This is a genomic window from Nocardioides massiliensis (assembly GCF_030811215.1).
Lineage (GTDB): Bacteria > Actinomycetota > Actinomycetes > Propionibacteriales > Nocardioidaceae > Nocardioides_A > Nocardioides_A massiliensis.
Window position 1 is genome coordinate 3,099,777 of record NZ_JAUSQM010000001.1, and the last position, 26,897, is coordinate 3,126,673.

Here is a 26,897-nt window from a genome sequence, read left to right on the forward strand (position 1 = left end):
TCGGTTACACGTTCTGTTGCGATGCGCTGGTCACCCTCGCAAAGACCTCGGGGGGACCGCTCGAGGTGAGGATGAGAACCTCGTAGGGCTCGAACTCCTTCCCCATCTCCATCCCGGGCGTGCCCACCGGCATCGCCGGAACCGTCAGCCCACGGGAGCCGGCAGGCGGATTCTTCAGGTACTCCAAGATGAACCTCACCGGGACGTGCCCGACGAACACGGTGCCGGCTGCATTCAACGCCAGATGACACGACTGAAGATCCACCGCGATGTCGTGCTCGGAAAACACGTTGCCTAAGACCTCAGGATGCTCGATCGCAATCGAGAAGCCGTTCTGTTCCGCATGCTCCACCCATCCCCCGCAGCACCCACACGAGGGGTCCTTGAACACGGTGAACGCCAGGAGAGCCGGATCCACGCCGTACTTCTCAACGTTCTCCGGCACAGCGGTGGGCGGCGTTGGCGACGTCGCGTCGGCACCGAGGGTTGAGGAGTCAGGCTCCCGGCCACACCCCGTCACGAGGGCGATTGCTCCCACCCCGAACAGGCCCATTAACGCGCGACGACTCACGGAGTGGCTCATGAACTGAGCGTAGGCAGCTTCGCAGCCACCGCCGCACGGGGAGCCCTCACCGCTAACGACCTTGATCAGACCTTCATCGAACCTGGCCGAACGCTTCATGAGCACGGGCAACACTTCGAATATGAGCCCACGCGACGCACACAAGAGCGGTGTTATCAGCGCCCGAAGCGCTACCGGCTCACATGACCTCCTACCAGTGGCGGGCTGCGTCGCCCTGACTGCCACGACGCGGCTGTTCATCAAGGCGTTCGGCAACTGAGTCGAATTCGCCCCAAAAGCGGGCGTGCCGTCGGCGCAGACTTCCCCCGGGCAGCCGCCGGCACGCCCAACTCTCAGGGACGGCCCACCGTCAAGGGCGGGAAGCTTGCACTCGGCGACGTGAACAGCGAGAACAAGACTCGTGTACGGGTAGCGACATGAGCAAACCTAGGACCGCCCGACGGCAGCGATCTGGCACTCACCGAGCCGCCGTGCCGGCGCGAACGGGTCGCAAAGCGTGGCTCATCGCAGCTGTGGCAGCGTCGTTGTCGATCGCCGGCACGGTGATTGTCGCCGACCGCGATCCCCGACCGACTTCGGCTCCGACCCCAGATACGGCGAGCATTGGTTCATCAGAGGCTTCAGCCTCTGTCGTCCCCGAGACCGCTGCCCCTCAAGGGGAGATCGCAAGACGCCCGAGGCTCAGCCCGGCACCGAGCGTCCCGGCGACCACGCCCCCGGTGGTCCCTGAGCGGGGCCCAGGCACCTTCCGCACGGCACGGGCAGCCGAGAGACCCACGGCAGGCAAGACAACCTACCGGGTCGAGGTTGAGCGCGGACTGCCCTTCGACGTCGACGAGGTGGGCTCATTCGTCGAGGCGACGCTGGCCGACGACCGCAGTTGGGCGGCCAAGCATGCCCTTTCTCGCGTCGATGGCGAATCCGACCTGCGCATCGTTATTGCCAGCCCCGCGACCGCTGACTCCCTGTGTGCGCCCTTGGACACTGGTGGGCGCCTTTCGTGTCGCAACGGCAGCGACGTCGTCATCAACGGATGGCGGTGGCAGTACGGTGCCGACAGTTACGGAGGCCAGTTGGAGTCCTACCGGCGGTACGTGGTCAATCACGAGACCGGCCATGCCCTCGGGTACGGGCATGTGGGCTGTCCCGCCCGAGGTGAATTGGCTCCAGTGATGCTGCAACAAACGAAGGGGTTGGGCGGCTGCGTCGCGAACCCTTGGCCAGCTCGTGTCGACCTTGTCGGCCACTGAGCCGTCCCCTTGGCGCAGCTCTCGGACTGCCACGACCGGTAGGCGCCAGGAGCTCCGCGAGGTCTCTGAAGGGGTCAACTCGGCCCAGGTCCTGCGCGGTCGACCTCCTCGACGTGCCCTATGCGGTAGGGCGAGCCCACCGTCGCCAATGAGAGAGCTGCCAATAGGTACGATGCGGGTTCGTAGAACTGGAGAACAGACAATGGGTCCGTTGGAAGCTGCCGTGATGCAGTGCGTCTGGGCTACCCCCGAGCCGCAATCGGTCCGCCAGGTCCAGGCGCAGATCAGTACCGAGCGCTCGTTCGCCTACACCACCGTGATGACCGTGATGGACAACCTTCACAGCAAGGGCTTGTTGGCACGTGTCCGCAACGGGCGGGCATACCTTTACAGCCCCAAGCAGACCCGCGAGGAATACACGGCTTCCATCCTTGGCGACGTGCTCGCCGATGGTGGCGACCGGCGCGGGGTGTTGATGCACTTCGTCGACCGCCTCGATGAAGATGCGCTGGCATCGCTGCGGCAAGTATTAGATGACACGCCTCGCGAAGACGGCTCTCGGTCATGATCGCTACCCTCGCGTTCGTCGGGCTGGCGGGCATGTTCATGCTCATCGGACACGCCTATCTGCGCACTGCCTCGTGGCCACGCCGCGCACCGCGACTCGGCATCGCTCTTTGGCAGGCCCTGTCGGGCGCTGTCGTCGCCTGCCTGATGCTTGCGTGCCTCTCTTTGATCCTGCCGGGCATGTCAGCGGCTGCGACCATGAGCGAGGTTCTTCACGCGTGTGCGGTGGGCTTGAAGCAGCGCTACTCCTCGCCAGAAGGCGCAGCGTTGAGCACCGCCGGCGTCGGCCTCTTCCTGTTCCTGGTCCTACGCCTGCAGGCTGCACTGTGGAGCAACCATCGCAGCGCGCGCCGCTCACGTCGGGACCACCTGGCCAGGCTGGCACTTGTCGCCCGGCCCGACGCCGGCGGCGTGTATTCGATCGATCACCAGGCGACAGCGGTCTACTGCCTACCGAAATCCCGACTCGGTAGCGGAGCGGACGCGATCGTCGTGACGACGGGAGCTCGCGAAGCACTCACGAGCAAGCAACTGCGCCTCGTGTTGCGACATGAGCGCGCGCACCTCAGATCGCGACATGATCGCTTGGTCCTTCGGTCACGTTCCCTGGCCGACGCCCTGCCTTGGTTTCCCTTCTTCAGGGCAGTCCGTGAGCAGATTGCGGAACTGGTGGAATTGCATGCCGATGACGCCATAGCTCCGCAAGACCGGCCGGAACTCGCGGGCGCCATCTACCGCTTGGCAGGAGGTGGAACGCGCATCGAGCCAGCGGCTTCGCTGAGTGCCGCCCGCCCCGCTGCCTCGATCCGTGTAGGGAGACTGGTGCGGCCGCAGGTTCCGCTGCGACGCAGTGGTGCCGCCCTGGTCATGGCTGCCATCGCCGCCATCGGCGTGGCTCCGGCTGCGCTAGCGATCTTCCCAACGGGTGCGTTCTCGCATCATTGCTGCGAACGGCCAGGACAGGCACCCCTCACCGCCCACGGATCCGAAGCCCCCGCTCATAGCGCTCTGCTGGCCACCTAATGCTGTCAGTCGCCGTACTCCCAGTGCCACGGCTCGGGTTTCGAGCCAGTCGCCTGCGCCCACTCCGGATTCGACCAGCCGAAATCTCGCGCGGTCTCCGCCAGCCAAATGTGCTGTTCCGTGTCGAATGACTCGACTCCCCCGCAGAGGTCGACCGCGATCCCCCACCCGTGGTTGCTCGTTCCCGGACGTGCCGCCAGCCCTGGCTTCGCCGCATACAGACGTTCCTGATCCACCAAACTCCGATACCCGTCAGTGACACACAGCTCACTGCCGAATCGCGTCTCATAAGCCTCAGCGAGGCGCCAGAACGCCGCTGCAGCGTCACTGCGCAAGTGGAGAGGGCCGGCGTCCACCTCACACAGGTTTTCGTCGGGGATTCGACCGTTAGCGCTGCCACCGTCCGCAGGCGCCGAACGGCATGTCCGCAACCAGTCCGGATCTGCATCGGGAGCTGGCTGCGCCGGCTCACTCTTCGAGATCTGCGAACGCCCCCCGCCGCGGCTGACCCGTTCACGACGTCGATCGAGCGCAGCGTCACCAGCGAGCGGCTGCGACGGAGTCGGCTCTGCCGCTTCCAGGATCGCTTTGGGGGCTCCGGGGGTTGGCGGCGACTCGGCGGGTGCGGCGGTGGGCGAAGAATCTGCTAGGCCCTGAGGGCTCGCGAACGACACTGCGATGCCCATGACCACCAAGCCGGCACTCACGGAGGCCGCGCTCAGCGCATTGGGTATGGATTGACGCCTACTCACTTTCTGCGCACGGTGACGGGCCTGTTGATCGTCAGGGCTGCGGCGCGCACTCACGGCCGCACGATGCTTCGGCGCGCCTCGCAACTACCAGCTCCTCACCGCCGCTCTGGGAACGACTCTGCCATCTCCGCGGTCGGCCAACACGTCTACACAACCGGAATCGTGGCTCACGCGCGGCCCGCTGGGCCGTGTCCTACTATGTCGCATAGTAGTCCCCTTGAACAGGAGAACCCTTGCGCACTCTTGCTGCCCGGGCCGACAGCTGCATGGTCGGTGGTCCAGCGCGATGAGAGCCTGGAGAAGCTTGACCTTCATCAGTGGCGCTCTGATCGCCGTCCTGTGGCTTTCCGGTTGTTCCGGAGGAGCCGAGTTCCAGTCTGGCGAGCAGGGATTCGTTTCCGCGAACGGCGCGGTGAGCCGCGCGGCGGTCGACGACCGGATCGCTCCCCGCGGGGACGTCGCCGGCGAGACCCTCGACGGGGAGCAGGTCGCGCTCGGCGACTTCGCCGGGCAGGTGGTCGTGCTCAACGTCTGGGGCTCGTGGTGCGGGCCTTGCATCCGCGAGGCGCCCCACCTGGTGGAGGCTGCCGCCGAGTTGGAGGGAGAGGACGTCACCTTCCTCGGCATCAACACCCGCGACCTGTCGCAGGACCCGGCGCTGGCCTTCGAGCGCAAGCACGAGATTCCCTACGACAGCATCTACGACCCTGCTGGCGAGGTACTGCTGGCCTTTCGCGGCGCGATTCCGCCGAGCGCGATCCCGAGCACGCTGGTGATCGACCGTGAGGGGCGGATCGCCGCCCGGGTGCTCGGCGAGGTGACCGCCTCCACTCTGGTCGGTCTGGTCGAGGACGTCCTAGCCGATGGGTGAGGTGTTCTCCGAGACGGTCTTCTCCGGCTCGCTACTGCTGGCGCTGCCCATCGCTTTGCTCGCCGGACTCGTCTCCTTCTTCAGCCCGTGCGTCGTGCCCCTGCTGCCGGGCTATCTCTCCTACACCACCGGCCTCACCGGCGCCGACCTCGAGAAGGCGTACGACGGGGGCAGGCGGGGCCGGATGCTCGCTGGCAGCCTGCTGTTCGTGCTCGGGTTCGCCGCGGTCTTCGTCGCCTTCGGTGCGATCTCGGGAGCGTTCGGGGCGTGGCTGTTCGAATACCGCCGCCAGATCTCGATCGTCCTCGGCGGACTCACGATCCTGGTCGGCCTCGCCTTCGCCGGAGCGATCCCCTTCCTCCAACGCGACATGCGGATTCACCGGGTGCCGGCGGTCGGCGTGGCCGCCGCGCCCATGCTTGGCGTGTTGTTCGGCCTGGGCTGGACCCCCTGCATCGGCCCCACCCTCGCCGCGGTCAACGCGCTCGCAATGAACGAGGCCAGCGCACTGCGCGGCGCCATCCTCAGCCTGGTGTACGCCGTCGGCCTCGGCTTGCCGTTCATCGTCGCTGCACTGGCGTTCCGGCGGATGCTCGGCACCGTCCGGTGGGTTCGGCGCCACCAGGTGTGGCTCACCCGTGCGGGTGGGGCGATGTTGGTGATCGTCGGGCTGCTGCTGGTCAGCGGCCTGTGGGACCGGTGGGTCTACCAGCTCACCACCTGGTACTCCGGGTTCTCGGTAGCGATCTGAGGACCACGATGAGCAACGTGGCGCGCGAGCGCACCTATGACCCCGATGCCCCGGCGCCCCCTCCACCGGGCCTGGGTCCGCGCGAACTCGCACGTTGGGCCTGGCGCCAACTCACCTCGATGCGCACGGCGCTGCTGCTGCTTCTGCTGCTTGCCGTCGCCGCCGTGCCCGGCAGCCTGATCCCGCAGGACGACGTCGACTCGTTCAAGGCACTGCAGTACCGCGACGATCACCCGCAGCTCGCCCCGGTCTTCGACGCCCTCGGCCTCTTCAACGTCTACAGCTCACCGTGGTTCAGCGCCATCTACCTCCTGCTGATGACCTCCCTGGTCGGCTGCATCCTGCCGCGTACGAAGGTCTACTGGCGCGCGCTCAAAGCCCGCCCGCCCAAGGCTCCGCGCAATCTCTCGCGGATGCCGATCTCGGCCTCGCACGCCCTCGCTGACGAAGCCTCCGCCGAGGAGGTGCTGGCGCGTGCCGCCGCGACCTTGAAAGCCCGCCGCTACCGCGTCGAGCACTTCCCAGGCGAGGATGGCGATCAGTTCGTCAGCGCCGAGCGCGGTTACCTGCGTGAGGCCGGCAACCTGGTCTTCCACCTGGCCGTGCTCGTCGTGCTGGTCGGCGTCGCCGCGGGCTCGCTCTTCGGCTACAAGGGCGGCATGATCATCGTGACCGGCAACGGGTTCTCCAACGTCCTCACGCAGTACGACGACTTCATCCCCGGCGCCTTCTTCGACCCCGAAGAACTCGCGCCGTACTCCTTCACCGTCAACGACTTCGACGTCGACTTCATCATCGAGGGCGAGCAGCGCGGTCTCCCGCAGGACTTCACCGCCCGCGTGACCTACCGAAACTCACCCGGCGACGAGCCGACCGATTACGCCCTTGCGGTCAACCATCCGCTGCGCCTCGACGGTGGCGACGTCTACCTCGTCGGGCACGGCTACGCACCGCACATCACCGTGCGCGACGGTGAGGGCGAGGTCGCCTACTCCGGACCCACCGTCTTTCTCCCTGAAGACCCGAGCTTCCGATCGTTCGGCGTCGTCAAGGTGCCGTCGGCTGAGCCCGAGCAGATTGGACTCGAGGGGTTCTTCTACCCGACGTTCGCGATGGTCGACGGAGACCCGATGACCGTCTACCCGGACGCCGCGAACCCGCTGATCTCGATGCTCGTCTACGCCGGCGACCTCGGTCTCTCCGAGGGCTCGCAGTCGGTCTACACGCTCCGCAAGGACGCACTGGAGCAGGTCACGGGCGACGACGGCAAGCCGACCCGGATCGACCTCTCGCCTGGCCAGGTCGCCGACCTCCCTGACGGGCTCGGCACGGTGGAATTCGCCGGCCTGAGCCGATGGGTCAAGCTGCAGACCGCCCACACCCCAGGAACCTTCGTGGCGCTCGGCGGCGTCGTCCTGGCGCTGCTGGGGCTGATGCTGTCGCTGTTCATCCGTCCGCGCCGCGTCTGGGTACGCCTCCGAGAGGTCACCAGCGAAAGGCGCGGAGACCACCAGGGGGACGGCGACGCGGGACCCCGCACGCTGGTCGAGGTGGCCGGCCTCGATCGCTCGGGCAGCAGTGATGACCCCGGACGGCTCGCCGAAGCCGTCGACGACTTGGCACGCCAGCTTGCCGGGACCCAGACCGAGGAGAAGCAATGAACAACGCCGACTTCGCAGTGTTGAGCAATCAGGCGATCACCGTCGCCGGGGTCATCTACTTCGCCGCGCTGCTGGCGCACCTGGTCGAGTGGTCGCGCTTGCGCGCCGTCGTCCCGGCCGAGGCAGCAGCAGAGGGCACGGCGGCCGAGGGTGACGTGCTGGTGCGCACCGGCGGCCCGAACCCCACCGACGCCACCGGCCACGCTGACGAGCACCCGAAGGTCGCGTTCTGGGCGCGGCTCGGCGTCGCGCTCACGGCGTTCGCCGCCGTCGTCCATCTCGTAGGGGTCGTCACCCGCGGGCTCGGTGCCGACCCGGTGCGCGTGCCGTGGAGCAACATGTACGAGTTCACGATCACGGCCACCCTCGTCGCGGTCGTCATCTATCTCGCCCTGCACAGGAAGTTTCAGCTCGCCTGGCTCGGCCCGGTGATGGTCGGCTTCACCTGGGTCGTGCTGCTCGCCGCCGTACGCATCCTCTACATCCCGGCCGCACCAGTGATGCCCTCGCTGCAGTCGCCGTGGCTGATCATCCACGTCTTCGCCGCCATCCTCGCCACCGGCGCGTTCACCGTCGCCGGCATGGCCTCGATCATCTACCTGATCAAGGAGAGCCGCAGCCGCAAGGGCAAGGTCCGCCCCGGCGGCTACCTCGACCGCGTCCCGTCGCTGCCCGCGCTCGACCGGCTCGCCTACCGCGTCACCGCCTTCGCCTTCCCCGTGTGGACCTTCGGCGTCCTCATCGCCGGACCAATCTGGGCCGAGAACGCCTGGGGCCGCTACTGGGGCTGGGACCCCAAAGAGGTCTGGTCCTTCATCACCTGGGTCGTCTTCGCCGCCTACCTCCACGCCCGCGCCACCCGCGGCTGGAAGGGCCGGCACGCCGCGATCCTGTGCCTGGTCGGCCTGGTGACGCTGTGGTTCAACTTCATTGGCATCAACTACTTCTTCGGCGACACCAGCCAGCACGCCTACGCCCTCGACGTGGTGGCGACAGCGGTGTCGTCCGGTGTCACCGCCTGAGACCGAACGACACGGCTGACGACCCAACTCGACCCGCCAGACGGTCAGGCGTGTCCCGCGGCGGCGGCCTCCTGATCGCGCAGGGCGGCGGTCTCCAGCTGAATGGTGGCGTGGTCGAAGGAGACCGGGAAGTGTTCCTTCACGCAGTCGCGGATCTGCTCCAGGATCTGTGGGGCATGACCGGACTCGAAGCACCCGTCGTCGATGACCACATGCGCGGAGATCACCGGCAATCCTGTTCCGATCATCGAGGCATGCAGGTCGTGCACGTCGCGGACATGGTCCAGCTCCATGATGTGTCGGCGTACCTCGTCGAGATCGACGTCCTTGGGCGTGAACTCCATGAGAACCCGGACGGTTTCGCCGAACAACCTCAAGGCACGGGGAAGGATCAGAGCCGCGATGAACAGCCCGGCGATGGTGTCGGCGCGCTGGCAGCCGGTCGTGGCGATGACGACAGCGGCGACCATCACGCCGACCGAGCCGAGGGCATCGTTGAGCACCTCCAGGAACGCCGCGCGCATGTTGAAGTTCGCGGCGCGACCGGAAGACAGAATGGCGAGTGCAACCAGGTTGGCCGTCAGCGGGCGCTCGCGGTCTGCCTCGACCGCGGCTGCGAACAGCTCGGCTGGCGGATGGAGGACGGCATCATCGACACCCGCCGAGCACGCTGGGTGGTGTCCTGGGCGCTCGAGCAGCTCACCAGCGGCGACCTGGACCGTCGCATCACCGGACGCGTCCTGGGCGGTCTCGGCGTCGCCCTGCGCCGCTGCGAAGACCCGGTCCTCGCCGAGCAAGTCCTCACCACCGAGCTGCTGCCGCTGCTCGAGGAGTGGGGACCCTGCGCCACCGACCGGCGCTACACCACCCGCCGGTGCGGCCGCTGCATCCACAACGCCGGCACCTGCCGGTTCGTCGAAGTCGCCCGGCACGCCGTCGAAGCGTTCCTCTTCGACACCAGCGGCCCGACCCGGCAAGTCCGGACGGCCGGAGCAGACCGGTTCCTCCCCGGCTTCGAGCCAGGACACGGCCGACGCGGCCGCCCACCCGAGGGTCTCTACCAGCGGTTGCGTCGCGCCGGCTACTTGGACGCCGCCGGACACGGCGCCGCCCTGGTCGCCGCGCACCGACGCGACTACGGCCACCGCGAGTGGGCCCTGGCCATCCTGCGAAAGGTATGGGACGACGGCTGCCGAACCCCACGCCTCGCCGAACTGCTCGCCTCGATGACCGTCAACGACGCCACCCCGCACCAGCGCCGCAACCGCCAACACCTGCACCAGGCCATCGCGGTCCTCGACGCCGCGCTCCTGGAGAACCCGGCCGTGCTCGGCCGCTACGGCCACCGACTCCACCACCGACGCAACTGGCTCACCGCACGCCTGAACAGCCCGGTCCGCCCACGAGCACGCGGCATCCGCAACACCCGGCCGCCCGCATCGACCAAGCTCGGCGCCGCGCCGCCCGCTGTCGCCCGACCGTGAGCTCGCGCTGAAGCAAGTGCCTAGCGACGCAAGGTGGTCCCGGCGCGCGTCGGCACCGGTCAAGAGGCTGCGCTCGGTTGGGCTATAGGTAGCGGCAGACGTCCTGGGGACGGCAGTCGTCGGGGTCGGCGTGCATGGCGGCGTCATGTAGCTGGGCGACGGTCTCGCGGAGCGCCTGCAGCTCGGTGATCTGCCGGTCCAGGTCGGCGAGCCGGTAGGTGAGCAGGTCCTTCACGTGTCGGCATGGGGTGGCGCCGGCGTCGCGGAGGTCGATGACCTCGCGGATCTGAGCCAGCGTGAGGCCGGCGGCGCGGCCGCGGCGGATGAACGCCAGCCGGTCCACGGCGTCAGGCCCGAACTCGCGATAGCCGCTGGCGGTGCGCCCGGCGGGAGTGACCAGACCGGCTCCCTCGTAGAACCGCAACGTCTTCGGGGTGGTGCCGGTGACCTTGGCGAGTTCGCCGATGCGCATGGGTGCTCCTGCTGTCCGGGCTTGACCTTCCAGCACGGTGGAAGGTTGAGACTGGGTCCAGTCAACACACCCAGCGCAAGCAGGAGGAGCACCCCGTGACGCAGGACCTTGAGGTAGATCTCGCCGTCATCGGTTCCGGTGGTGCCGCGATGGCCGCCGGCATCGCGGCCCGGAAGGCCGGCGCGTCCGTGGTGCTGGTCGAGCGCGGCGTGCTCGGTGGCACCTGCGTGAATGTCGGCTGTGTGCCGTCGAAGATGCTGCTGGCGGCCGCCGGTGCCCGGCACGGAGCACTGACGAACCCGTTCGGCGGGGCCCCGACCAGCGCCGACGGCGTGGACCTGGCCGCGCTGGTCGGCCAGAAGTCCGAGCTGGTCGGGTGGCTGCGTCAGCACAAGTACGCCGACGTCGCCGACGCCTGGGGATTCCCCGTCCTCACCGGCGAGGCACGGTTCGTGGACAGGGACACCCTCGAGGTGGACGGGAAGCCGCTGCGGGCCGACGGCTATGTCCTGGCCACCGGGTCCCAGCCGCACACCGTCGACATCGACGGTATCGACGCCGTGGACTACCTGACCTCGACCACCGCGATGGAGCTCACCGAGGTCCCCGAGTCGCTGGTAGTCGTCGGGGGCGGGTACGTCGGCATGGAGCAGGCCCAGCTGTTCGCGCACCTCGGCGCCCGGGTCACCGTGGTCGGCCGCCTAGCCCCGCAGGCCGAGCCCGAGCTGCGCGAGGTGATGGCCGCGGTGTTCGCCGAGGACGGCATCACCGTCATCGAGGAGCACGCCGCCGTGGTGCAGAGCGCCGGCGACGGGGGCGTCACCGTGTCCACCAGCTCCGGGCGGGAAGCGGCCGGGCAGCGGCTGCTGGTCGCCACCGGGCGTCGGCCCGATACCACCGCACTCGACCTTGCGTTCGCCGGTGTGGGTACCGACCCCCGTGGCTTCGTCACCGTGGACGAGCACCAACGCACCACCAACCCGAAGGTCTACGCCGCCGGGGACGTGGCCGGGACCCCGCAGTACGTCTACGTCGCCGCCGCGGCCGGCCGGGTCGCCGCCACCAACGCCCTGGCACCCGAGGGGAGCCGGCCCGCATCGGTCGACTACACCGGCCTGCCGGCGGTCATGTTCACCCGACCCCAGCTTGCCTCGGCGGGGCTGACCGAGGAGCAGGCGATCGCCGACGGACATGCCTGCACCTGCCGGGTCCTCGGCCTCGGCGACGTGCCCCGGGCGCTGGTGAACCACGACACCCGAGGCGCGGTGAAGCTGGTCGCGGACGCGGAAACCGGCAAGGTGCTCGGCGTGCACGCGGTCGCCGACGGCGCCGGCGAGATGATGCTGGCCGCCACCTACGCCATCAAGGCGGGCATGACCGTCGACGACCTGGCCGACACCTGGGCGCCGTACCTGACGATGGCCGAGAGCCTGCGCCTGACCGCCGGCCTGTTCCGCGACGAGATGCCCACCTCCTGCTGCGCCTGAGGAGACAACCGATGCCCACCAGCCCCGACGACACCCGTCCCGACCCGCAGCACCGCGAACCGTTCCTGGACCCTGTCGCCGGGCTGCTGGAACTGCTCGACGGAGACGCCGCACGGGTTCGCCTGCGCAACGTTCGGGCGGCTGCTGGCCACCGCAGAACCCGTGAACGTCGCCACCCTGGCCACAGCCACCGGCCTGACCCCGGACCAGGTCGAGTCCGCCCTCGCCGAGCTGCCCGCTACCGGCGCCATCACCCGTGACTCGACCGGCGCGGTCGTCGCTGCCGGCGGCCTCAGCGTCACACCCCCACCGTGCACCGGCTCCGGTTGGGCGGCCTGCAGTTGAGGACCTGGTGCGCCTTCGACGTCATCGGCGTCCCCGCCGTGCTCGACCTCGACGCCGTCCTGGACACCCACTGCGCGCACTGCGACCACCCCCTTCGGGTCACCATCGAAACCGGGCAGCCGCCCAAGGAGAGCCCGGTTGTCGGCCGGCTGCCCGGCGGACCGTGCCGCAACGTTCAGGCCGACTTCTGCCCCGAGGCGAACCTGTTCTGCAACCACGCGCACCTGGCAGCCTGGCGCAAAGGCGCCGGTGACCCGCCAGGCACAACGGCGTCGCTGACCGAGCTCGCTCACACCGGCCGGCAGGTGTGGACCAAGCTCACCTGACCACGCAGCCGCCGCTGCCGCACCGGTCAGCGCAGCAGGTAGCGGTGGTTGGCCGACCCCGCCGCCGCACCAAAGGAGGGGAAATCCCGGCAGCTCGGGCGAGCCGCCGTCCTCCGCCGGAGTTCGCGTCGGATGCAGGCATGGCGAGCCTAGACATCCACAACCGGCGTGGAAGACGGTGTTTCGGCCAAGGCCAGCGGGGGTGACACTGGTTCATGGCCATCGACGGGCACCAGACGGACCGGCAGAGAATCCACCATGAGCTGGAACGTGTGCGCGGCGACCTCCACCACCTCGTCGCACGCGCCACTCCGGCGGACCTCCGTCGCCTCACCAACGGGACTCGGTGGACCAACGGTCAGATGCTGTGGCACGTGGCGTTCGGTTTCCTCATCGTGCGCCGACTGCTGCCGCTGGTACGCCTCTTCGGCCGGCTACCCGCCCCGTTCAGCCGCACCTTCGCCGCTGCGCTGAACGCTGCCACGAGGCCCTTCCACGTCATCAACTACCTGGGCTCCGTCGGCGGCGCGCTGGTGTTTCACGGTCCGCGGCTGACCCGGCAGTTCGACCGCACCATCGACCTGCTGCACCGCCGCCTCGACGGTGAGTCACAAGCGGCGCTCGACCGCCGGATGCACTTCCCGGTCGGCTGGGACCCGTTCTTCCGCGACACCATGACGCTCGAACAGGTGTACACCTACGGCGCCCAGCACTACGACTTCCACCGAGCCCAGCTCACGATCGACCAGTCCTGACAACTGTGACCCCGAGGCCGGTGCGCTGCCCACCGCCGGGCGCGTACTGGCGACACTGACACATCGAGCCGGACATCCCACATACGCAGGTGTATCTGCGGCATCCTCTTGGAGAGAGGGCCGTACCGGAGCACGAAGGCGACACGGATAATTCCGCCCCACGAGGGCCTCGAGGGCCAAGATCAACCTCAATCAACACTCCCAGCCGAATGCTGCGGCTCGATAGCGAACAAAGCGAGTGCGCGCAACACCTCTTTGAGGTCTTCGAGGTCGCCGGCGGCGTTCCCCTCGAAGTTCGGGACGGGGCGCTGGGCGGCTTCCTCCTGGGTCGTGGTCGGGCCGTTCTTCTCGATGTCCTCAACCAGCCAGTCCATCTCCTTGATTTCCTTGCGCTGGGACTCGATGATCCCGTCAGCGAGCTCACGGACGCGCACGTCATCGATATCGGCCCGCTCGCTAGTCAAGATGGCGATCGAGTGGTGCGGGATCATGCCCTTCATGTAGGCCTGATCGTCGACTAGCGCCTGGGATCGCGACAGATACAGTCCACCCGCGCCGAGTAGCACCGCCACCGCCACGAGCACAACGTTGTAGGTGCGGTTCTTGTACATCATGCTGCGCATGAACGCGAACATCACCAGCGCCATGGCGCCGCCCATCAACAGCGCCATGTAGAAGCGCTCCTCACTCCACCGCACATGGTCGAGAGCGAAGACGTTGGAGTACATCAAGACGAACATCACCACGGTCGAGGTGGCGATCATCAGCCCGAAGCGCACGTACATCCGTCGCTCGTGGGCCTTGTGCTGCTTCTCTTCACCGTTCGGCTCGTCGGCGTCTGACGACTGCTGCATGTGGTGCGATGACATGGGGTTGTCCTTTCGAAGTTCCAGGCGGGTCGCGGGTCGATACCGATCGAGGTGGCGTCAGCCGTCGTCGTCGACCGCGGCCCGCGACATCTCGATGAGCTGACGAAGGCAGTGCTGCCGAAGCGGCTCGGGAAAGCCCTCAGCGAGCCGGTAATAGACGATCCGGCCCTCCTTGCGGCGTGCCACCAGCCCGGCGGTGCGCAACACCCGCAGTCCATAGGACACCGCGTCCTCGCTCACCGACAACGCAAGGGCAAGGTCGCCTACACAGAGCTCCTCGACCACGTCGAGGGCGTACAGCAGTCGCGCACGAGTGGGATCGGCCATCAGCGACAGCACGCTGGTGAGCCGGTCCCCCTCCTCCGCCGATGGCAGCCGCTCGCGGGCCATCGCCACTCGCGTCGGATCGACCGGGTGTTGATGCCGGTCGCCGGCACTAGTCACCGGTTCGGGGTTGTCGTCCTGAGTGCGTACCGAGTCCTTGTCCTTGTCCATCACTCCACAGAAATACCCGATACCCGTGCGGCTATGCGGATGATGCTGCATCCAGTGGGTACAGGCAGCAGGAACGGCGGATCCAGGGTGCACCAACCGGTCTCCCGCCGCCAGACCTGAGGAGGAATCGTGGCTCACACCAAGATGCTGGACGCCTACCCGAAGGACCTTGGACACGTCGACAAGCAGAAATTGGCAGAGTGCATCGCGGCGTGTTTCGAGTGCGCCCAGGCCTGCACAGCGTGTGCCGACGCGTGCCTGTCGGAGGACATGGTGGCCGAGCTGACCAAGTGCATTCGAACCAATCTGGACTGCGCCGACATCTGCGCAGCCACCGGCAACGCACTGTCTCGGCAGACCGGGTACGACGCGAACGTGGCCCGCGCCTTCTTGGAGGCATGCGCGACCGCCTGCAAGGCATGCGGCGACGAATGCGAGAGCCATGCCGACATGCACGATCACTGCCGGATCTGCGCCGAGGCCTGCCGGCGGTGCGAGCATGCCTGCCGCGACCTCCTCGCCAGCCTCGGTTGAGATCCGACCTGGGCATTGCCGCGTGCATCGTTTTGCCACCCTGTGCGAGGCAGCAGCGCGCGGCGATGCTCGCCACCCGTGCCCGCGGCAAGCGCTTTAAAGAATCGGTCCACAGTCGCGCTGTTGGTCGCTCAAGCCCAGACTGCCCCGACGACAGCGGCGCCGATGAACCCCGCGCCAAGGCTGGCGACGACTGAGGCGATCACGTTTGCTGCAGCGAGGAATCGAGAGCCGGTCTCGGCAAGCCGCAGCGTCTCGTAGGAGAAAGTCGAGTACGTCGTTAGCGCTCCGCAGAAGTCCGTCCCGACCAGTGCCTGCCCCGACGCCGGGGCTGCGCCGTGAATGGTGGCTCCGGCAACCACGCCGAGGATCAGGCAGTCGACAACGTTTACCGTGAGGGTGCCCCAGGGGAAGATGGTGTCGTGGCGTGCTTGCACCGCCCGGTCGGTCAGGTACCGCATGGGGGCGCCGACCATGCCGCCGGCGAGCACGAGGAGCCAGGTCATTCGGCGGTCTCGGTCATGGGCTGCTTCTCCTCGTCATCAGCAGGCGGCGCGTCACCGCTGCGCTGCTCCACACAGCGGCCAAGGCCACGAGTGGAGTCGTCATCATGTAGGTGAGCCCGAGTAGCGCGTGGCCTTCGTCGACGGATCGCTGTACTTTTATGGCGTACGTCGAGAACGTGGTGAATCCCCCGAGCACGCCAGTGCCGAAGAATGGCCGGACGAGCCGGTGCGGCGTCCATACGTCGGTGATCAGGACCATAAACACCCCGATCACCGCGCACCCAACGCCATTGATGGCCAACGTTGTCCAGGGGAACGCTCCGGCGTACGTCGGCCAGGTGACGCCCGCGGCATACCGCGCGACCGCACCGATCCCCCCTCCCACCGCGACAGCGGCGAAGACCGGTGCCTGTTCCCGAGCAGTGCGTGCACGATGACGACGTGAGGTGCGCGAGGGCGCTGCGTCACCATCACTGCACGGCGAGGCAGGCGGCGACGGCATCGGAGGCTCCTACTCGTGTCGAGCGCTCGCGGCAAGCGGGCGCAGGTCTCACAAGCAGGGACCGTTGGCGGCCGATGCCGCGGTTCGGGTACGGCGAGCCCCACCGCCGCCGACCAGAGGAACTCCGGCCGAGGTCGAGAGGCCACCAAACGGCTGGCGTTTTGATGACCTGTCGAATCCCAGGCGACGCTCGGGATGGGCCGAGCACCTCAGGCAGGACGGCCCAGCGCACGCCCGATCAACGCGGCCGATGCTGCAAACGTGAAGAAACCGAACTTGATCGCGTTCCACGCGCACAGCGCAGTCGCTGCGTTGAGCCATCCGGGCGCACCCGCCTCGACCGCTGAGTTCAGCCCCGCTGTGGCTGCCATATATGCAGACGTCAGCGCAATGGAGACGGGGAGCGCCCACCACCGACCATTCGGGGTACGTAGGTGACGGATGAGGATGTTGCTCGGCGCGTACGCGCCGAGGTATGCGTGGACATTCGCGGCGAGGCGGACCGAAAGCATCACAATCATGGCGGCGTCCCTTCCTGACGACATTGCGACGAGGTCGTCTCTCTGGGGTAGCGCCGTTGATGCACAACGCGCGCAGCGCGCTCGCGTTCTGTGGAGAACCTGGATGGGCGGGTGCCTGTGCAAACCGATCAGCGCGCGATTGCGATCGACCGGATCTCAGGCACCCGGGACCCCGCGGTTTCGCGAGCCAACTCCTGCGCCCGGCGTAGAGCCCCTGCGGCGTGCGCCCGGTCGGCGCGCTGGGTGGCGCTCTCGGGCACCGTCCCGAACGGGTGGGCTCCGGCGATGTCGTAGCGGTCGCGGTAAGCCGCGACGACCCGGACCGCGTCGTGCCAGGCCCGCGAACGATCGGCGTCCTGGGGCGGAGGGCCTACTGCTGCGATCCACGGGTCGCGGGCTTGGATGGCGCGCTCCGCCAGGGCGGTCGCGCGGGCCTCGATCAGCGCGCGTCGCTCGTCGAGCGCTTGACGGTGATCGGCGGTCATGGCGCCAGTTGCGGCGGGAATGAAGCCGACGATCAGGTTCGGTTGGGTCCTGCGCCGTCCGGTTCGCTTGGGTTGTGCGGTGGCGTGGTGGAGTCGGCTGATCAGCACGGCGCCGAGGTCGTGGACATCAGCAAGTCCGCGGCTGGCAACCAGCCGCGGTAGGAGAGTCTCCAGGTCGTAGCCGTTGGCTTCGGCGCTGCGGAACTCCACGGTCAGCGGGGCGTAGGACTCGGAGGCAAGGAGGCACTCGACATCCGCGTCGTCCAGCCCGATCTCCTCGATCAACTTGGCCCAGCGGTCGCGTTGGGCGTCGGCTGCGATGGTTTCGTACTCCGCGGCCAGTTGGGCGATGGAGGACCAGTGTTCGTGCTCGGCCTCGATCATCTGGTGCGCCGACAGCTCCGCGCCGGAGCGCTTCAGGATGCCGTACAGGACGGTTCGGGCGGTGACCTCACCATCCTGCGGCGGGGTGTGAGCGTCGTCGGGGTCGTCGAGCGCGATGTACACGGTGTTCGACCGCCGGCCGCGGGTCATCGAGACGTACAGGTTCTCCCGGTTGGTTCGCCCGGAGGCGACGACGTGGGCGGTCTCGACCGTCATCCCTTGGGCTCGGTGAGCGGTGATGGCGTAGCCGAGATCGACGCTCTCGCGGACGTATGGCGCGGGCAACACCACCGCACCAGCCGTCTTCTGGCCGAGGCGGGCCGCCAGGACGGACCCGTCGCGTAGGACGTCGGTGACGCGCCAGCGGTCGCCGTTGCGGACCCACCCGCCACGCAGGGAGCGGAGTTGGCGTTGGTTACGCCGGGTGATGATCACGTCCCCGGTCGAAGCGCGGTTCCCGTCGGCGAGCTCGACCTCCCGGCCGGCCTCGGTCTCGCCGTTGAGGATTCGTTCGGCCCGGGCCCGCTGGTTGAGCGTGGTGACGGTGGCGGTGGCTTCGGTGACCAGCACGCTCGCCAACCCGGCCCGGAGGTCGGTGCGCCATGCGGAGTATGCGGCGTCGGTCATCTCGTCGGTGGTGCCACTGTGGATGCGATCGTTGTGAAGGTAGGTGCCGATCACGTCGGTGTCCCCCGCGCGCAGCGCCGCGGTGGCCGTGGTTTCCCAGTGGTGGTCGAAGCGGAGGATGTCCACCAATTCGGGGGTGTCGTCACGGGCGTCGGCGAGCATCGAGAACGCGCCACCGGCGTCGACGGACTGCAGTTGCGCTCCGTCCCCCACCAGCAACACCTTCGCCCCGGCGTCGGCGGCCAGCCCGGTGATCCGGTCCAGCGTGCCGGTGCCGCCCAGCGTGGCTTCGTCGATGATCACCAGCTGACCACGCGTGAATGCGGCGCGGCCGTGGTCGTGCTCGTGGAGCCACTTCGCGGTGTTGTCACACACGATCCCCAGGTCGTCGGCCAACACCTGCGCTGCTGCAGCCGAAGGTGCCAACCCCACCACTGAGCCCGTCCCATGGGTTGTGGTCCATGCGGCGTGCAGCGCCCGCATCGCGGTGGTCTTCCCCGCGCCTGCCGGCCCGACGAGGAGATCGATCTGCCGGCCCGAGGTGGCGATCTGGGCCAACGCGCTCGCCTGCCCATCGGACAGGTGATGTCCGAGAACCTCGCAGTTGGTGGCGTTCTTGACCGTAGACAGGTCGACCGACGGTGCGATCCCCGTGTTCGCCCGAACCAACAGACGGTCTTCGGCGGCGAGCAGGTCGGCTGAGCTGAAGACCGCGGACTGCCGGGGCCGGAAGCGGCTCGAACCGTCCTCCCACCGGAACGCTTCCGGGCTCACCGCGAGTTCCGGTGGGGTGAGGCGGATGGATGCTCCGGTGGCGGCGTCGACGATCAGCGCGACGACGGCTTCCCTGTCGCGGGGTGTGGCGAAACGCCACTCATTCGTCTGACGCGTTGCTTCGGCCCACAGGTTCCAGTGCCGCCAGGTCGACCGCTTCTCCCCCACCACCGCTACGACCCGCCGGCCGGCCTCGGCTACCACGTCGTGCGGCACGTCCTCGGCACAAAGCGCTACCGGGTCGGTGTGGGCGACGACGTCGCGGGCCCAGGTGGCAGGGTCCGCACTCAGCAGGCTCTGGGCGCGGTCGCGCCAACCGGCGGTCAACTCGGCCAGGGAGTGCAGTTCCTTCTCAGGACGGGTGGAGATCGTCGCCGTGGCCCGGAGTTCGATGATCGTCTTCGTCGACGGCCGCCGGCCATACGCTGCGACGTACTCCTCGATCAGCCGGTCGGTCGCGACGTCGACATCGCGCGAGCGGTTCGAGAACTCCTTGACAAGTTGTTCACCGACGCCGGTGATCTCCAAGGCGTTGTTGCGGTCCGCGCCACGGTCGCGGCAATCCCAACTGACGCCGAGACGTCGGGTCAGCAGGTCGGCCAGCACCGCGTTGTAGTGCTCCGAGATCGCGACCACGCTGCGGTGGATCGGGACCGAATCCAGGCTGCGCCACTTCTGGTCATAGACCGTGCGGACCTTGTTAGACACCACCACGTGGGTGTGCAGTTGCGGGTCACCGCAACGCGAATCCCAGTGGTCGTACGCCGTCGCCGCCACCCCGGCCACCTCATGCTGCGCGACCGCACCATTGCGGGCATTCGCCCCCGCCCGGGTCACCGCGACCTCGCGCTCGAAGAACCCCAGCACCTCCGCGACCGCGTCGTGATGCGCTCGCACCAACTGCGCCTGGATATCGGCGTCCGCAAGCCCCCACAGCACCGACACCGACTTGGGCACGCTGAAGGTCAGGTCGAATCCCGACACCGCGGACTTCGGCCCGCGCTCATCACTCGATGGATACGTCGGGTAGGCCCGCCCCAGCTGCTCACCCGTGACCGGGTCGCGGCCGTGGACCAGAAGCAGTTCGAGCTGCGCTGGCGTGACCTCCGCACCAGCAGCCAACTGGCCCGCGCCGAACTCCCGCACGCCGGACCCCAACCAGACGCCGGGCGGGGTGCCCGCCTCGGTGTAGTACCGCGTCATCGGTGTGCGCAGAGACCGGTTCCCGTCACCCACGGCCACGCTCTTCAGCAGGTAGTCGCACCCGTGTCCGGGGCTCATCTTCCGCAGCGAAACCGTCACCGTGCACCTCCTCGACCACAAGGTGCGCCGGTGCCGCCTCGCTGTGCCAGAGGTGTGACCGGATTGAGCGGTCAGGCTGCGGAGCGGTCGATTTCGAGCGGGAACGGGCGGTCGGGGACGACGGTGCACCTGGTCGTTGAGGTGCGAACAGGAGGGAAAATGTTGCGTAGATCACATTTGACTGGCTCAATGGTCGAAGGCGGTGATCTCGGTGGGACCGCTATCGGGGCGCCGCTGACTCCTCTCTCGGGACCATCTCCGGGGAGGTGGATGGACTCGGCCATGACGAAATTCTCGGGAACTTTCTCGGTCGCGACGGCAGTGTTTCTGCTCGCCGCAGCGACCGCCTGCGGCTCGGACTCCGACCCCGACCCCACACCGACAGCGGCGGCCAACGCGTCGTCTCCGTCTACCGCTGCACCGGCCACGGGGACGCCGGAGGATGCCGCGACCTCGGCAGCCGAGGGTGCCGTCGGTGACTACTACGCGCTCACGGACCTCCTGCTCCAAGACGACACCGTCTCTCTTGATCGTCTGGATGAGGTCGCGATCAGCACCCAACTCTCGGCCCAAGAGAACTTCCTGACGGGCGAACGTGCCGCCGGCACCCAGCAGCGCGGCGACACGGTCATCGTGGAGACAAAGGTGCAATCGGTCAGCTTGGACAACTCCGACCCGAAGACCGGCCGCGTCCCGTCGGTGACGATCGACGTCTGCTGGGACGTCAGTGAGGTGGACGTTCTCGACGCCTCCGGCACGTCGATGGTCGCCTCTGATCGGCCTGACCGCGGGTGGACCCGGTTGACGGTTGCGAACTACGCCTGGGACACCGACCCGGAGGCTGGCTGGCGAGTCGCGGGCGGTCAAGACCTGGAGAAGACCCCGTGCACCGGGTGAGTACGCGGATTGCCGCGCTATTGCCCCTCCTCGTCGGGTGCCTGATCACCTTCGCTGCTCCGCCGGTCGCTGCCGACTCCAAGACGGTCTGTCAGCAGACGCATCCGACCACAGGCAAGTGCCTGGTGTGGGTGGTCATCGAGGTGCCTGGCAACGAGAACGTCGACGACGGCCCAGAAGACACCGGATCCGGTGAAAGCTGCTACTGGGACGGCACAAACCAGGGCATCAGCAACCCGCCACCGGGGCCAGTGGCCTGCTCGTCGGAGTACGGCTACTGGTCGAACACCTACCGCTGCTACATCCGACTGGCTGATCCACAACCGCCGGCCGGTGACCCGGTGTGGCGAGGACACGAACCTGGCGACGGCGCGGTCTACGACTGCTACCAACCGCAAGTCGATCTGATGGGCTACATCTGGGCGGACAACCCGCCGGAGAACTCCGGCGCCGGTCCAAACCCGCGTGAGGTCGCACAGTTCGCCATCGACGATATGGCGCTGCGAGCCATCGACGTCGGCATCACCCCGCAGCCCGGGGCGAACCGGATCGGGCTGGTCGGGATGCCGGTGTGGATGTGGGCAGCCAATCCCGACAGCCACACCTACGGACCGATCACCGCAACCGCCAGCGCCGGTGGCATCACGATCACCGCGACGGCGAACGTGCAGAAGGTGACGTGGCAGATGGGCGACGGCACCACGGTCGAGTGCCGGGCCCCGGGTACGCCGTACAGGGCCTCGTACGAGAAGAAGCCGTCACCGGACTGCGGCCATGTCTACAAGAAGTCGAGCGCCGGAGAGCCGGGTGGCGCCTACACGGTGACGGCGACGTCGTCGTGGGTGATCACGTGGGAGGGCGCTGGCCAGACCGGAACCATCCGTCTCGACGGTCTGCAGAGGTCCGTCGAGATCACCGTCGGAGAGGCACAGGTGCTCGTGGAGTAACGAGCAGCGGCGAGAGGCGAACAAAAGATGAGCAACACCGCGACACGGAATGAGCGATCACACGTCACTCATCCGCCCTCTGCCGAGCCATCGTTGCCTCCGCCTCCGAAGTTGCGACGACGTCCGGCCCTGATCGCGGCGGCCATCGTGGCGGTCTGCCTGGGCGCACTCCTCGGCGGCTGGGCGTGGACCGCCACAACGAACACCCAGGAAGTGCTCGCCGCGCGTGCCGACATCGAGCGCGGGTCCATCATTGAGGCCGGCGACCTGGCGCGAGTCCGAGTCAACAGCGACCCCGCTTTGAGCCCAGTCGGCGCCGGTTCATTGGAGTCGGTGGTCGGCCAGCGAGCCGCGATCGACATCGCGTCCGGTTCGCTCCTGACGCCCTCGTCGTACGCCGACTCAGTGGTTCCGGCCGTGAACATGTCGGTCGTCGGTGTCGCGTTGACCTCGTCGCAGGCGCCCGGGATGGACCTGCAGACCGGTGACCGGGTGCGCGTGGTCGCAACGCCGGCCGAAGGCAGCGAGGTTTCGGCCGAAACGCCCTCGTTCAGTGATGCCGAAGTGGTCAATGTCCGCGTCTCCGATGACACCGGCCAGCTGGTCGTGGATCTCCTCGTCCCCCATGCCGGAGCCGCCGCGCTGGCTGCCCAGATCGCGACCGGGAACGTGGCGATCGTTCTGGATTCCAGGGCGCGGTGAGATCATGGCTGTCGTTGCGCTCTGCTCTGCGTCTGGCTCCCCAGGAGTCACGACGTCCGCTCTCGGACTGGCGTTGCTCTGGCCCCGACCGGTGCTGCTGGTCGAAGCCGACGCCACCGGAGGGTCCGGCATCTTGGCGGGCTACTTCCGCGGCATCAAGTCCTATGACCAGGGTCTGGTCGAGCTGGCCCTCTCGGCTGACGACGTGGCCGACCTGCTGCCCAGCGCTGCTCAACCGATTGGGTCCTCGTCGGCTGCGTTCATCCCCGGCCCACGTGCCCACACCCAAGCGCCAGCGCTCGCCAGCCTGTGGGCGCCACTGATGACGGCCCTGCAGAACCTAGAAACCACCGGCCAGGACGTCATCGTCGACTGTGGGCGACTCGGCTTGGTGGGCTGGCCCGAGCCGGTGCTCGCCGAGGCTGACCTTTCGCTGATCCTGTGTCGAACGCACCTGCCCGCCATCTCGGCCGCACGATCGTGGGCGAAGGCCGTCCAGCGCGGCCATCCGGCGTGGGCACATCCCGGCGCGATGCTCGTGGGCGAGCGGCAGCCCTACTCGGCCAAAGAGGTCAGCAGCGTCCTGGGGCTGCCGATCCATGCCACGGTCGCTGACGATCCGCAGTCTGCAGCGGTCTTGCACCGCGGCGTGACGATCCCCGACCGGTTCGATCGCAGCCCGTTGGTGCGCAGCCTGCAGGCAGCGATCTCCGCAATCCACGCCGCAGTGAACGTCCGGCGCGACCGGCTCGGGACGGAGGTGCTCTCCGATGTCCAGTGATCATCTCGTCCGTCCGACGAATGCCGACCCGCGACTCATCGACCTGCCGATCTTCGGCCAACCGCTGCCCGGCGGTTCCGTGCCGGGTCCACTGACGCCACCCGAACCACCGCGCGCGCCGACGTACGACGAAACTGACGTCGACTGGGGCGTTGTCGCCTCGCTGCGCGCCTTGGCCTCGAAGCAGTTGAGCCAGGCAGTGAGCGCGGAGTCGTCACGTCTGGACAAGACGGCGCAGACCGAGTTGGGCCGGGCCATCGTGCTGGATCTGATCGAGTCGACGATGGCGGATCGGGTCAATGGCGGACGTCGTGCGTGGAGTCCGGTGGACCAGGCGGTGCTGGCCCAGGCAGTGTTCGACTCGCTGTTCCGTCTCGGTCGCCTTCAGCCTCTGGTTGACGACGACCGAGTCGAGAACATCATCATCGCCGGGCACGACAACGTCATGCTCGAACTCGTCGACGGATCACTCGTCGAGGGGCCGCCCGTCGCGGACTCCGATGCCGAGCTGATTGACTTCTTGGTCTTCCTCGCCTCGCGCAGCGAGGTGAACGCCCGCGGGTTCTCCGAGGCACAACCCCGACTGCACCTGCGTCTCGACGGCGGCTCGCGGTTGGCTGCAGCGGCCTGGGTGACGCCTCGGCCCTCAGTGGTGATCAGGCGGCACCGGCTGATGCAAGTCACCCTCGCCGACCTCGTAGAGCGCGGCATGCTCTCGCCCCTGCTGGCCTCGTTTCTGCGGGCCGCCGTTCGCGCCCGCAAGAGCATCGTCGTGTCGGGTTGCCAAGGAGCCGGCAAGACGACGCTGGTGCGCGCCCTGTGCAGCGAGATCGATGAACACGAGGCGATCGGCACGTTCGAGACCGAGTACGAGCTCCACCTCAACGAGTTGGGTCGTCACAGGATCGTGCACGCCTGGGAGTCCCGGCCCGGCTCCGGCGAACGCGGCGCCGACGGCCGACTGGCTGGCGAGTTCAATCTCGACGAAGCGCTGATCGACTCGTTCCGGTTCAACCTGTCCCGTCAGATCGTCGGTGAGGTCCGCGGTCGCGAGATCTGGGCGATGATCAAGGCGATGGAGTCCGGCACCGGCTCCATCTCGACCACCCACGCCTCCGACGCCGTCGCGGCCATTCGCAAACTCGTGACCTGCGCGATGGAGGCCGGTCCCCACGTCACCCATGAACTCGCCACGAGCAAGCTGGCATCGACCATCGACCTGATCGTGCAGTTGGACCTCACCACGGAGCGCGCAGCGGACGGGTTCCAACGGCGCCGTCGCGTGCACGAGGTGATCGCGGTTGCCCCAGGCGAACGCGAGACCGGCTACGCGACCACCCATCTGTTCTCACCTGATGCGTTCGGGACCGCGCGGGCCACGATCCTTCCCGAGGAGTACCGCTCGCTGGACTCCTACGGATTCGACCTCAACTCCTTCCTCAGCGAACAGCAGGTGCTCTCGTGATCGCCCTGGTCCCAGCCGTCGCAGGCGCGCTGGTCGTCGCCGGGCTCATCGGATTGGTGGTCGGCTTGAAACCAGCTCCGGTCCGTCCGCCACGGTCGCGGCCGGTTCCGCGCAAGCCCATCAGCGCTCGCACGAAGCGCCTGATGCTGGTGGGTGTGGTCGGCGGGTGTGTGGCGTGGCTGGTGACGGGCTGGGCACTCGCCCTGGTCGCCGTACCGCTGGCGTGCGTCGGTGTGCCGATCCTGCTGTCCAACTCCGGCACCGCGGCGCGCATCAACCGACTCGAAGCGATGGAGGAATGGACTCGTTCGCTGTCCGGCGTGCTCACCGTCGGCATCGGTCTGGAGCAGGCGCTGGTGGCCACTGAACGCTCCACCCCGGGCGCGATTCGACCGGAAGTGCAACGCCTGGTCGCGCGGCTACGTTCGCGGTGGAACACCGAGGACGCCATCCGTGCGTTCGCCGACGAACTCGACGACGCGACCGGCGACTTGGTGGCCGCCAATCTGATCCTCGCGGCTCGACGCCGAGGCGCCGGCCTCGCGCAGGTGCTGGAAAGCCTCGCTGAGTCGGTCTCTGCCGACGTCCGGGCTCGACGCCAGATCGAGGCTGACCGAGCCAAGCCCCGCGCCACCGCCCGGTGGGTCACGATCATCAGCGTCAGCGTGCTGGCCGTGCTCGCGGTCTCCGGGACGTACGTGGAGCCGTACCGGAGCCCGCTCGGTCAGGTCATCCTGGTGACGTTGTTGGCCGCGTACGTCGCCACGTTGGTGTGGATGAAGCGAATGGCGATCGGCAAGCCGTTGGCGCGATTCCTCGTCGGTACGCCGGGACCTGTGGGGCCGGCATCATGATCGCGGGACTGCCTTTGGCGATAGCCGCCGGTGCGCTGCTGATGCTCGGCGGTGTCCTACTGGTCGCGCGTCTGTTGCCGGCTCAGGTGGATCTCGCCGAGGCACTCGGGCGGCTCACGCCCTCGCAGCGCACCGACTTGGCCGCCACCGCCGAGGCAGCAACGTCGGGCAAGGAACGCCTCGGGGTCTGGGCGATCCGGGTGCTTCCTCCCGGGATCTGGGTGCGCACGCCGACTCGAGAACTCGCGCTGCTACGGATCTCGCTGGCGAAGTTCTACGGCGACAAGCTGACGTTCGCCGCTATCGGATTGGTGGCACCGCCGCTGCTCGGTCTCTTCTTCGACGTCCTGGGCATCGGGCTGCCGGTCATAGTGCCTGCGTTCGCTTCGGTCGTGCTGGCGGCGGTGATGTTCCTCATGCCGAACTACAACGCCATCGACGACGCCAAGCGGGCGCGGGTGGAGTTCGCGCGGGCGCTCGGGGCCTACATCGATCTGGTCGCTTTGGAGCGCCACAACGGCTCCGGCGTCCGCCAGGCGATGGAGTCGGCCGCCGAGGTGGCGGACTCGTGGGTCTTTCGGCGGCTCAGCGAGGAACTCGGCCGGTCGCGATGGTCGGGCCTTCCCCCGTGGGATGCGTTGCATGCGCTGGCCGAAGAACTCGGCCTGCCCGAGCTGGAGGACTTCGCCGACATCATGCGGCTCTCCGGCGAGGAGGGCGCAGCGGTCTACGGCAACCTGCGCGCCCGATCGGCCGCGATGCGGACGGCGATGCTCAACGCCGAAGTCGCCCAGGCCAATGCGGTGGGCGAACGGATGACGATTCCCGGCTCGCTGCTCGGAGTCATCTTCATGGCGCTGCTCGTGGCGCCCTCCCTGTTGCGGATGTTCAACGGCACCTGAT

The 26,897-nt window shown here is 67.9% G+C and carries 30 protein-coding genes; 20 read left to right on the forward strand and 10 right to left on the reverse strand.

The window, feature by feature from the left end:
• Nucleotides 1–4 precede the first annotated feature (4 nt).
• A complete protein-coding gene (locus J2S59_RS15395) occupies nucleotides 5–583 on the reverse strand; it encodes a DUF411 domain-containing protein (RefSeq protein WP_181642530.1) in 579 nt (192 codons plus the stop codon).
• A gap of 416 nt (nucleotides 584–999) precedes the next feature.
• On the opposite strand from J2S59_RS15395, the gene J2S59_RS15400 reads away from it, so the two are divergent.
• From J2S59_RS15400 to J2S59_RS15410, 3 genes are all read left to right on the forward strand, one after another.
• Nucleotides 1,000–1,833: a DUF3152 domain-containing protein gene (locus tag J2S59_RS15400; RefSeq protein WP_306825267.1), complete on the forward strand. Its 834-nt coding sequence runs from the start codon at nucleotides 1,000–1,002 to the stop codon at nucleotides 1,831–1,833.
• Between the two features lie 211 nt (nucleotides 1,834–2,044).
• Nucleotides 2,045–2,401, forward strand: coding sequence for a BlaI/MecI/CopY family transcriptional regulator (locus tag J2S59_RS15405; RefSeq protein ID WP_438361587.1), 357 nt, complete (start codon nucleotides 2,045–2,047; stop codon nucleotides 2,399–2,401).
• Nucleotides 2,398–3,423: a M56 family metallopeptidase gene (locus J2S59_RS15410; protein WP_068117796.1), complete on the forward strand. Its 1,026-nt coding sequence runs from the start codon at nucleotides 2,398–2,400 to the stop codon at nucleotides 3,421–3,423. Before J2S59_RS15405 ends, J2S59_RS15410 begins: the two co-directional genes overlap by 4 nt.
• A 5-nt stretch (nucleotides 3,424–3,428) precedes the next feature.
• Here the strand turns inward: J2S59_RS15410 and J2S59_RS20370 are convergent, their stop codons facing one another.
• Entirely contained in the window at nucleotides 3,429–4,109 is a 681-nt protein-coding gene (locus tag J2S59_RS20370) for a M15 family metallopeptidase (protein WP_370871544.1), read from the reverse strand.
• A gap of 478 nt (nucleotides 4,110–4,587) precedes the next feature.
• On the opposite strand from J2S59_RS20370, the gene J2S59_RS15415 reads away from it, so the two are divergent.
• The 4 genes from J2S59_RS15415 to ccsB are packed head-to-tail and all read left to right on the forward strand — an operon-like array spanning nucleotide 4,588 to nucleotide 8,480.
• Nucleotides 4,588–5,046 (forward strand): TlpA disulfide reductase family protein, encoded by a 459-nt coding sequence (locus J2S59_RS15415; protein ID WP_246360193.1) that lies wholly within the window; start codon nucleotides 4,588–4,590, stop codon nucleotides 5,044–5,046.
• Complete coding sequence (locus J2S59_RS15420; RefSeq protein WP_068118908.1) at nucleotides 5,039–5,797, forward strand: cytochrome c biogenesis CcdA family protein; 759 nt, start codon at nucleotides 5,039–5,041, stop codon at nucleotides 5,795–5,797. Before J2S59_RS15415 ends, J2S59_RS15420 begins: the two co-directional genes overlap by 8 nt.
• An 8-nt stretch (nucleotides 5,798–5,805) precedes the next feature.
• Entirely contained in the window at nucleotides 5,806–7,458 is a 1,653-nt protein-coding gene (resB, locus tag J2S59_RS15425; RefSeq protein WP_068118905.1) for a cytochrome c biogenesis protein ResB, read from the forward strand.
• On the forward strand, nucleotides 7,455–8,480 hold the full coding sequence (ccsB, locus tag J2S59_RS15430) for a c-type cytochrome biogenesis protein CcsB (protein WP_068118902.1): 1,026 nt from the start codon (nucleotides 7,455–7,457) through the stop codon (nucleotides 8,478–8,480). Before resB ends, ccsB begins: the two co-directional genes overlap by 4 nt.
• A gap of 44 nt (nucleotides 8,481–8,524) precedes the next feature.
• Here the strand turns inward: ccsB and J2S59_RS15435 are convergent, their stop codons facing one another.
• On the reverse strand, nucleotides 8,525–9,178 hold the full coding sequence (locus J2S59_RS15435) for a cation diffusion facilitator family transporter (RefSeq protein ID WP_306825464.1): 654 nt from the start codon (nucleotides 9,176–9,178) through the stop codon (nucleotides 8,525–8,527).
• Between J2S59_RS15435 and J2S59_RS15440 the strand changes: the two genes are divergently transcribed.
• Nucleotides 9,116–9,964 carry a hypothetical protein gene (locus tag J2S59_RS15440; RefSeq protein WP_306825470.1) on the forward strand — a complete coding sequence of 283 codons (849 nt, stop codon included), beginning with the start codon at nucleotides 9,116–9,118 and terminating at the stop codon, nucleotides 9,962–9,964. The genes J2S59_RS15435 and J2S59_RS15440 overlap by 63 nt on opposite strands.
• An 82-nt stretch (nucleotides 9,965–10,046) precedes the next feature.
• On the opposite strand, the gene J2S59_RS15445 is transcribed toward J2S59_RS15440, so the two are convergent.
• Complete coding sequence (locus J2S59_RS15445; protein ID WP_068119863.1) at nucleotides 10,047–10,436, reverse strand: heavy metal-responsive transcriptional regulator; 390 nt, start codon at nucleotides 10,434–10,436, stop codon at nucleotides 10,047–10,049.
• A gap of 95 nt (nucleotides 10,437–10,531) precedes the next feature.
• Here J2S59_RS15445 and merA point away from each other — a divergent pair, with 95 nt between their 5' ends.
• From merA to J2S59_RS15465, 4 genes are all read left to right on the forward strand, one after another.
• The gene (merA, locus tag J2S59_RS15450; RefSeq protein ID WP_068119866.1) at nucleotides 10,532–11,923 is read left to right on the forward strand and encodes a mercury(II) reductase; all 1,392 of its coding nucleotides are present in this window, start codon (nucleotides 10,532–10,534) and stop codon (nucleotides 11,921–11,923) included.
• 162 nt (nucleotides 11,924–12,085) lie between these two features.
• Nucleotides 12,086–12,268 carry a hypothetical protein gene (locus tag J2S59_RS15455; protein ID WP_068119868.1) on the forward strand — a complete coding sequence of 61 codons (183 nt, stop codon included), beginning with the start codon at nucleotides 12,086–12,088 and terminating at the stop codon, nucleotides 12,266–12,268.
• On the forward strand, nucleotides 12,235–12,594 hold the full coding sequence (gene merB, locus J2S59_RS15460; RefSeq protein WP_181641796.1) for an organomercurial lyase: 360 nt from the start codon (nucleotides 12,235–12,237) through the stop codon (nucleotides 12,592–12,594). Before J2S59_RS15455 ends, merB begins: the two co-directional genes overlap by 34 nt.
• Nucleotides 12,595–12,809: 215 nt before the next feature.
• On the forward strand, nucleotides 12,810–13,349 hold the full coding sequence (locus J2S59_RS15465) for a DinB family protein (protein ID WP_068119872.1): 540 nt from the start codon (nucleotides 12,810–12,812) through the stop codon (nucleotides 13,347–13,349).
• Nucleotides 13,350–13,537: 188 nt separating this feature from the next.
• Here the strand turns inward: J2S59_RS15465 and J2S59_RS15470 are convergent, their stop codons facing one another.
• The gene (locus J2S59_RS15470; RefSeq protein WP_246360235.1) at nucleotides 13,538–14,218 is read right to left on the reverse strand and encodes a DUF305 domain-containing protein; all 681 of its coding nucleotides are present in this window, start codon (nucleotides 14,216–14,218) and stop codon (nucleotides 13,538–13,540) included.
• A gap of 57 nt (nucleotides 14,219–14,275) precedes the next feature.
• A complete protein-coding gene (locus J2S59_RS15475; protein WP_181641799.1) occupies nucleotides 14,276–14,713 on the reverse strand; it encodes an ArsR/SmtB family transcription factor in 438 nt (145 codons plus the stop codon).
• A 129-nt stretch (nucleotides 14,714–14,842) separates the two neighbouring features.
• On the opposite strand from J2S59_RS15475, the gene J2S59_RS15480 reads away from it, so the two are divergent.
• Nucleotides 14,843–15,247 (forward strand): four-helix bundle copper-binding protein, encoded by a 405-nt coding sequence (locus J2S59_RS15480; RefSeq protein ID WP_246360237.1) that lies wholly within the window; start codon nucleotides 14,843–14,845, stop codon nucleotides 15,245–15,247.
• 131 nt (nucleotides 15,248–15,378) lie between these two features.
• Here the strand turns inward: J2S59_RS15480 and J2S59_RS15485 are convergent, their stop codons facing one another.
• The 4 genes from J2S59_RS15485 to mobF form a co-directional block, all read right to left on the reverse strand.
• The gene (locus J2S59_RS15485; RefSeq protein ID WP_068119873.1) at nucleotides 15,379–15,753 is read right to left on the reverse strand and encodes a fluoride efflux transporter FluC; all 375 of its coding nucleotides are present in this window, start codon (nucleotides 15,751–15,753) and stop codon (nucleotides 15,379–15,381) included.
• A gap of 13 nt (nucleotides 15,754–15,766) precedes the next feature.
• Complete coding sequence (locus J2S59_RS15490) at nucleotides 15,767–16,255, reverse strand: fluoride efflux transporter FluC (protein ID WP_181641797.1); 489 nt, start codon at nucleotides 16,253–16,255, stop codon at nucleotides 15,767–15,769.
• Nucleotides 16,256–16,464: 209 nt separating this feature from the next.
• Entirely contained in the window at nucleotides 16,465–16,776 is a 312-nt protein-coding gene (locus tag J2S59_RS15495; RefSeq protein ID WP_306825268.1) for a hypothetical protein, read from the reverse strand.
• Nucleotides 16,777–16,904: 128 nt separating this feature from the next.
• Nucleotides 16,905–20,327: a MobF family relaxase gene (gene mobF, locus J2S59_RS15500; RefSeq protein ID WP_306825269.1), complete on the reverse strand. Its 3,423-nt coding sequence runs from the start codon at nucleotides 20,325–20,327 to the stop codon at nucleotides 16,905–16,907.
• Between the two features lie 210 nt (nucleotides 20,328–20,537).
• Between mobF and J2S59_RS15505 the strand changes: the two genes are divergently transcribed.
• The 7 genes from J2S59_RS15505 (at nucleotide 20,538) to J2S59_RS15535 (ending at nucleotide 26,896) form a co-directional block, all read left to right on the forward strand.
• The gene (locus J2S59_RS15505; RefSeq protein ID WP_181641450.1) at nucleotides 20,538–21,245 is read left to right on the forward strand and encodes a hypothetical protein; all 708 of its coding nucleotides are present in this window, start codon (nucleotides 20,538–20,540) and stop codon (nucleotides 21,243–21,245) included.
• Nucleotides 21,242–22,192: a hypothetical protein gene (locus J2S59_RS15510; RefSeq protein WP_181641451.1), complete on the forward strand. Its 951-nt coding sequence runs from the start codon at nucleotides 21,242–21,244 to the stop codon at nucleotides 22,190–22,192. Before J2S59_RS15505 ends, J2S59_RS15510 begins: the two co-directional genes overlap by 4 nt.
• Before the next feature lie 27 nt (nucleotides 22,193–22,219).
• A complete protein-coding gene (locus J2S59_RS15515) occupies nucleotides 22,220–22,894 on the forward strand; it encodes an SAF domain-containing protein (protein ID WP_220138267.1) in 675 nt (224 codons plus the stop codon).
• Nucleotides 22,895–22,985: 91 nt separating this feature from the next.
• The gene (locus J2S59_RS15520) at nucleotides 22,986–23,675 is read left to right on the forward strand and encodes a P-loop NTPase family protein (protein ID WP_306825270.1); all 690 of its coding nucleotides are present in this window, start codon (nucleotides 22,986–22,988) and stop codon (nucleotides 23,673–23,675) included.
• A complete protein-coding gene (locus tag J2S59_RS15525; RefSeq protein ID WP_068116657.1) occupies nucleotides 23,665–25,140 on the forward strand; it encodes a TadA family conjugal transfer-associated ATPase in 1,476 nt (491 codons plus the stop codon). Before J2S59_RS15520 ends, J2S59_RS15525 begins: the two co-directional genes overlap by 11 nt.
• Nucleotides 25,137–25,994: a type II secretion system F family protein gene (locus J2S59_RS15530; protein ID WP_068116659.1), complete on the forward strand. Its 858-nt coding sequence runs from the start codon at nucleotides 25,137–25,139 to the stop codon at nucleotides 25,992–25,994. Before J2S59_RS15525 ends, J2S59_RS15530 begins: the two co-directional genes overlap by 4 nt.
• Nucleotides 25,991–26,896 carry a type II secretion system F family protein gene (locus J2S59_RS15535; RefSeq protein ID WP_068116662.1) on the forward strand — a complete coding sequence of 302 codons (906 nt, stop codon included), beginning with the start codon at nucleotides 25,991–25,993 and terminating at the stop codon, nucleotides 26,894–26,896. Before J2S59_RS15530 ends, J2S59_RS15535 begins: the two co-directional genes overlap by 4 nt.
• The last annotated feature ends 1 nt before the right edge of the window (nucleotide 26,897 follow it).

Coding starts and splice junctions, on each gene's coding strand:
- J2S59_RS15395 (WP_181642530.1), bottom strand. CDS start 583: ATGAGCCACTCCGTGAGTCGTCGCGCGTTAATGGGCCTGTTCGGGGTG.
- J2S59_RS15400 (WP_306825267.1), top strand. CDS start 1,000: ATGAGCAAACCTAGGACCGCCCGACGGCAGCGATCTGGCACTCACCGA.
- J2S59_RS15410 (WP_068117796.1), top strand. CDS start 2,398: ATGATCGCTACCCTCGCGTTCGTCGGGCTGGCGGGCATGTTCATGCTC.
- J2S59_RS20370 (WP_370871544.1), bottom strand. CDS start 4,109: ATGGGCATCGCAGTGTCGTTCGCGAGCCCTCAGGGCCTAGCAGATTCT.
- J2S59_RS15420 (WP_068118908.1), top strand. CDS start 5,039: ATGGGTGAGGTGTTCTCCGAGACGGTCTTCTCCGGCTCGCTACTGCTG.
- resB (WP_068118905.1), top strand. CDS start 5,806: ATGAGCAACGTGGCGCGCGAGCGCACCTATGACCCCGATGCCCCGGCG.
- ccsB (WP_068118902.1), top strand. CDS start 7,455: ATGAACAACGCCGACTTCGCAGTGTTGAGCAATCAGGCGATCACCGTC.
- J2S59_RS15440 (WP_306825470.1), top strand. CDS start 9,116: ATGGAGGACGGCATCATCGACACCCGCCGAGCACGCTGGGTGGTGTCC.
- J2S59_RS15445 (WP_068119863.1), bottom strand. CDS start 10,436: ATGCGCATCGGCGAACTCGCCAAGGTCACCGGCACCACCCCGAAGACG.
- J2S59_RS15465 (WP_068119872.1), top strand. CDS start 12,810: ATGGCCATCGACGGGCACCAGACGGACCGGCAGAGAATCCACCATGAG.
- J2S59_RS15470 (WP_246360235.1), bottom strand. CDS start 14,218: ATGTCATCGCACCACATGCAGCAGTCGTCAGACGCCGACGAGCCGAAC.
- J2S59_RS15475 (WP_181641799.1), bottom strand. CDS start 14,713: ATGGACAAGGACAAGGACTCGGTACGCACTCAGGACGACAACCCCGAA.
- J2S59_RS15485 (WP_068119873.1), bottom strand. CDS start 15,753: ATGACCTGGCTCCTCGTGCTCGCCGGCGGCATGGTCGGCGCCCCCATG.
- J2S59_RS15490 (WP_181641797.1), bottom strand. CDS start 16,255: ATGCCGTCGCCGCCTGCCTCGCCGTGCAGTGATGGTGACGCAGCGCCC.
- J2S59_RS15495 (WP_306825268.1), bottom strand. CDS start 16,776: ATGATTGTGATGCTTTCGGTCCGCCTCGCCGCGAATGTCCACGCATAC.
- mobF (WP_306825269.1), bottom strand. CDS start 20,327: ATGAGCCCCGGACACGGGTGCGACTACCTGCTGAAGAGCGTGGCCGTG.
- J2S59_RS15505 (WP_181641450.1), top strand. CDS start 20,538: ATGGTCGAAGGCGGTGATCTCGGTGGGACCGCTATCGGGGCGCCGCTG.
- J2S59_RS15515 (WP_220138267.1), top strand. CDS start 22,220: ATGAGCAACACCGCGACACGGAATGAGCGATCACACGTCACTCATCCG.
- J2S59_RS15525 (WP_068116657.1), top strand. CDS start 23,665: ATGTCCAGTGATCATCTCGTCCGTCCGACGAATGCCGACCCGCGACTC.
- J2S59_RS15535 (WP_068116662.1), top strand. CDS start 25,991: ATGATCGCGGGACTGCCTTTGGCGATAGCCGCCGGTGCGCTGCTGATG.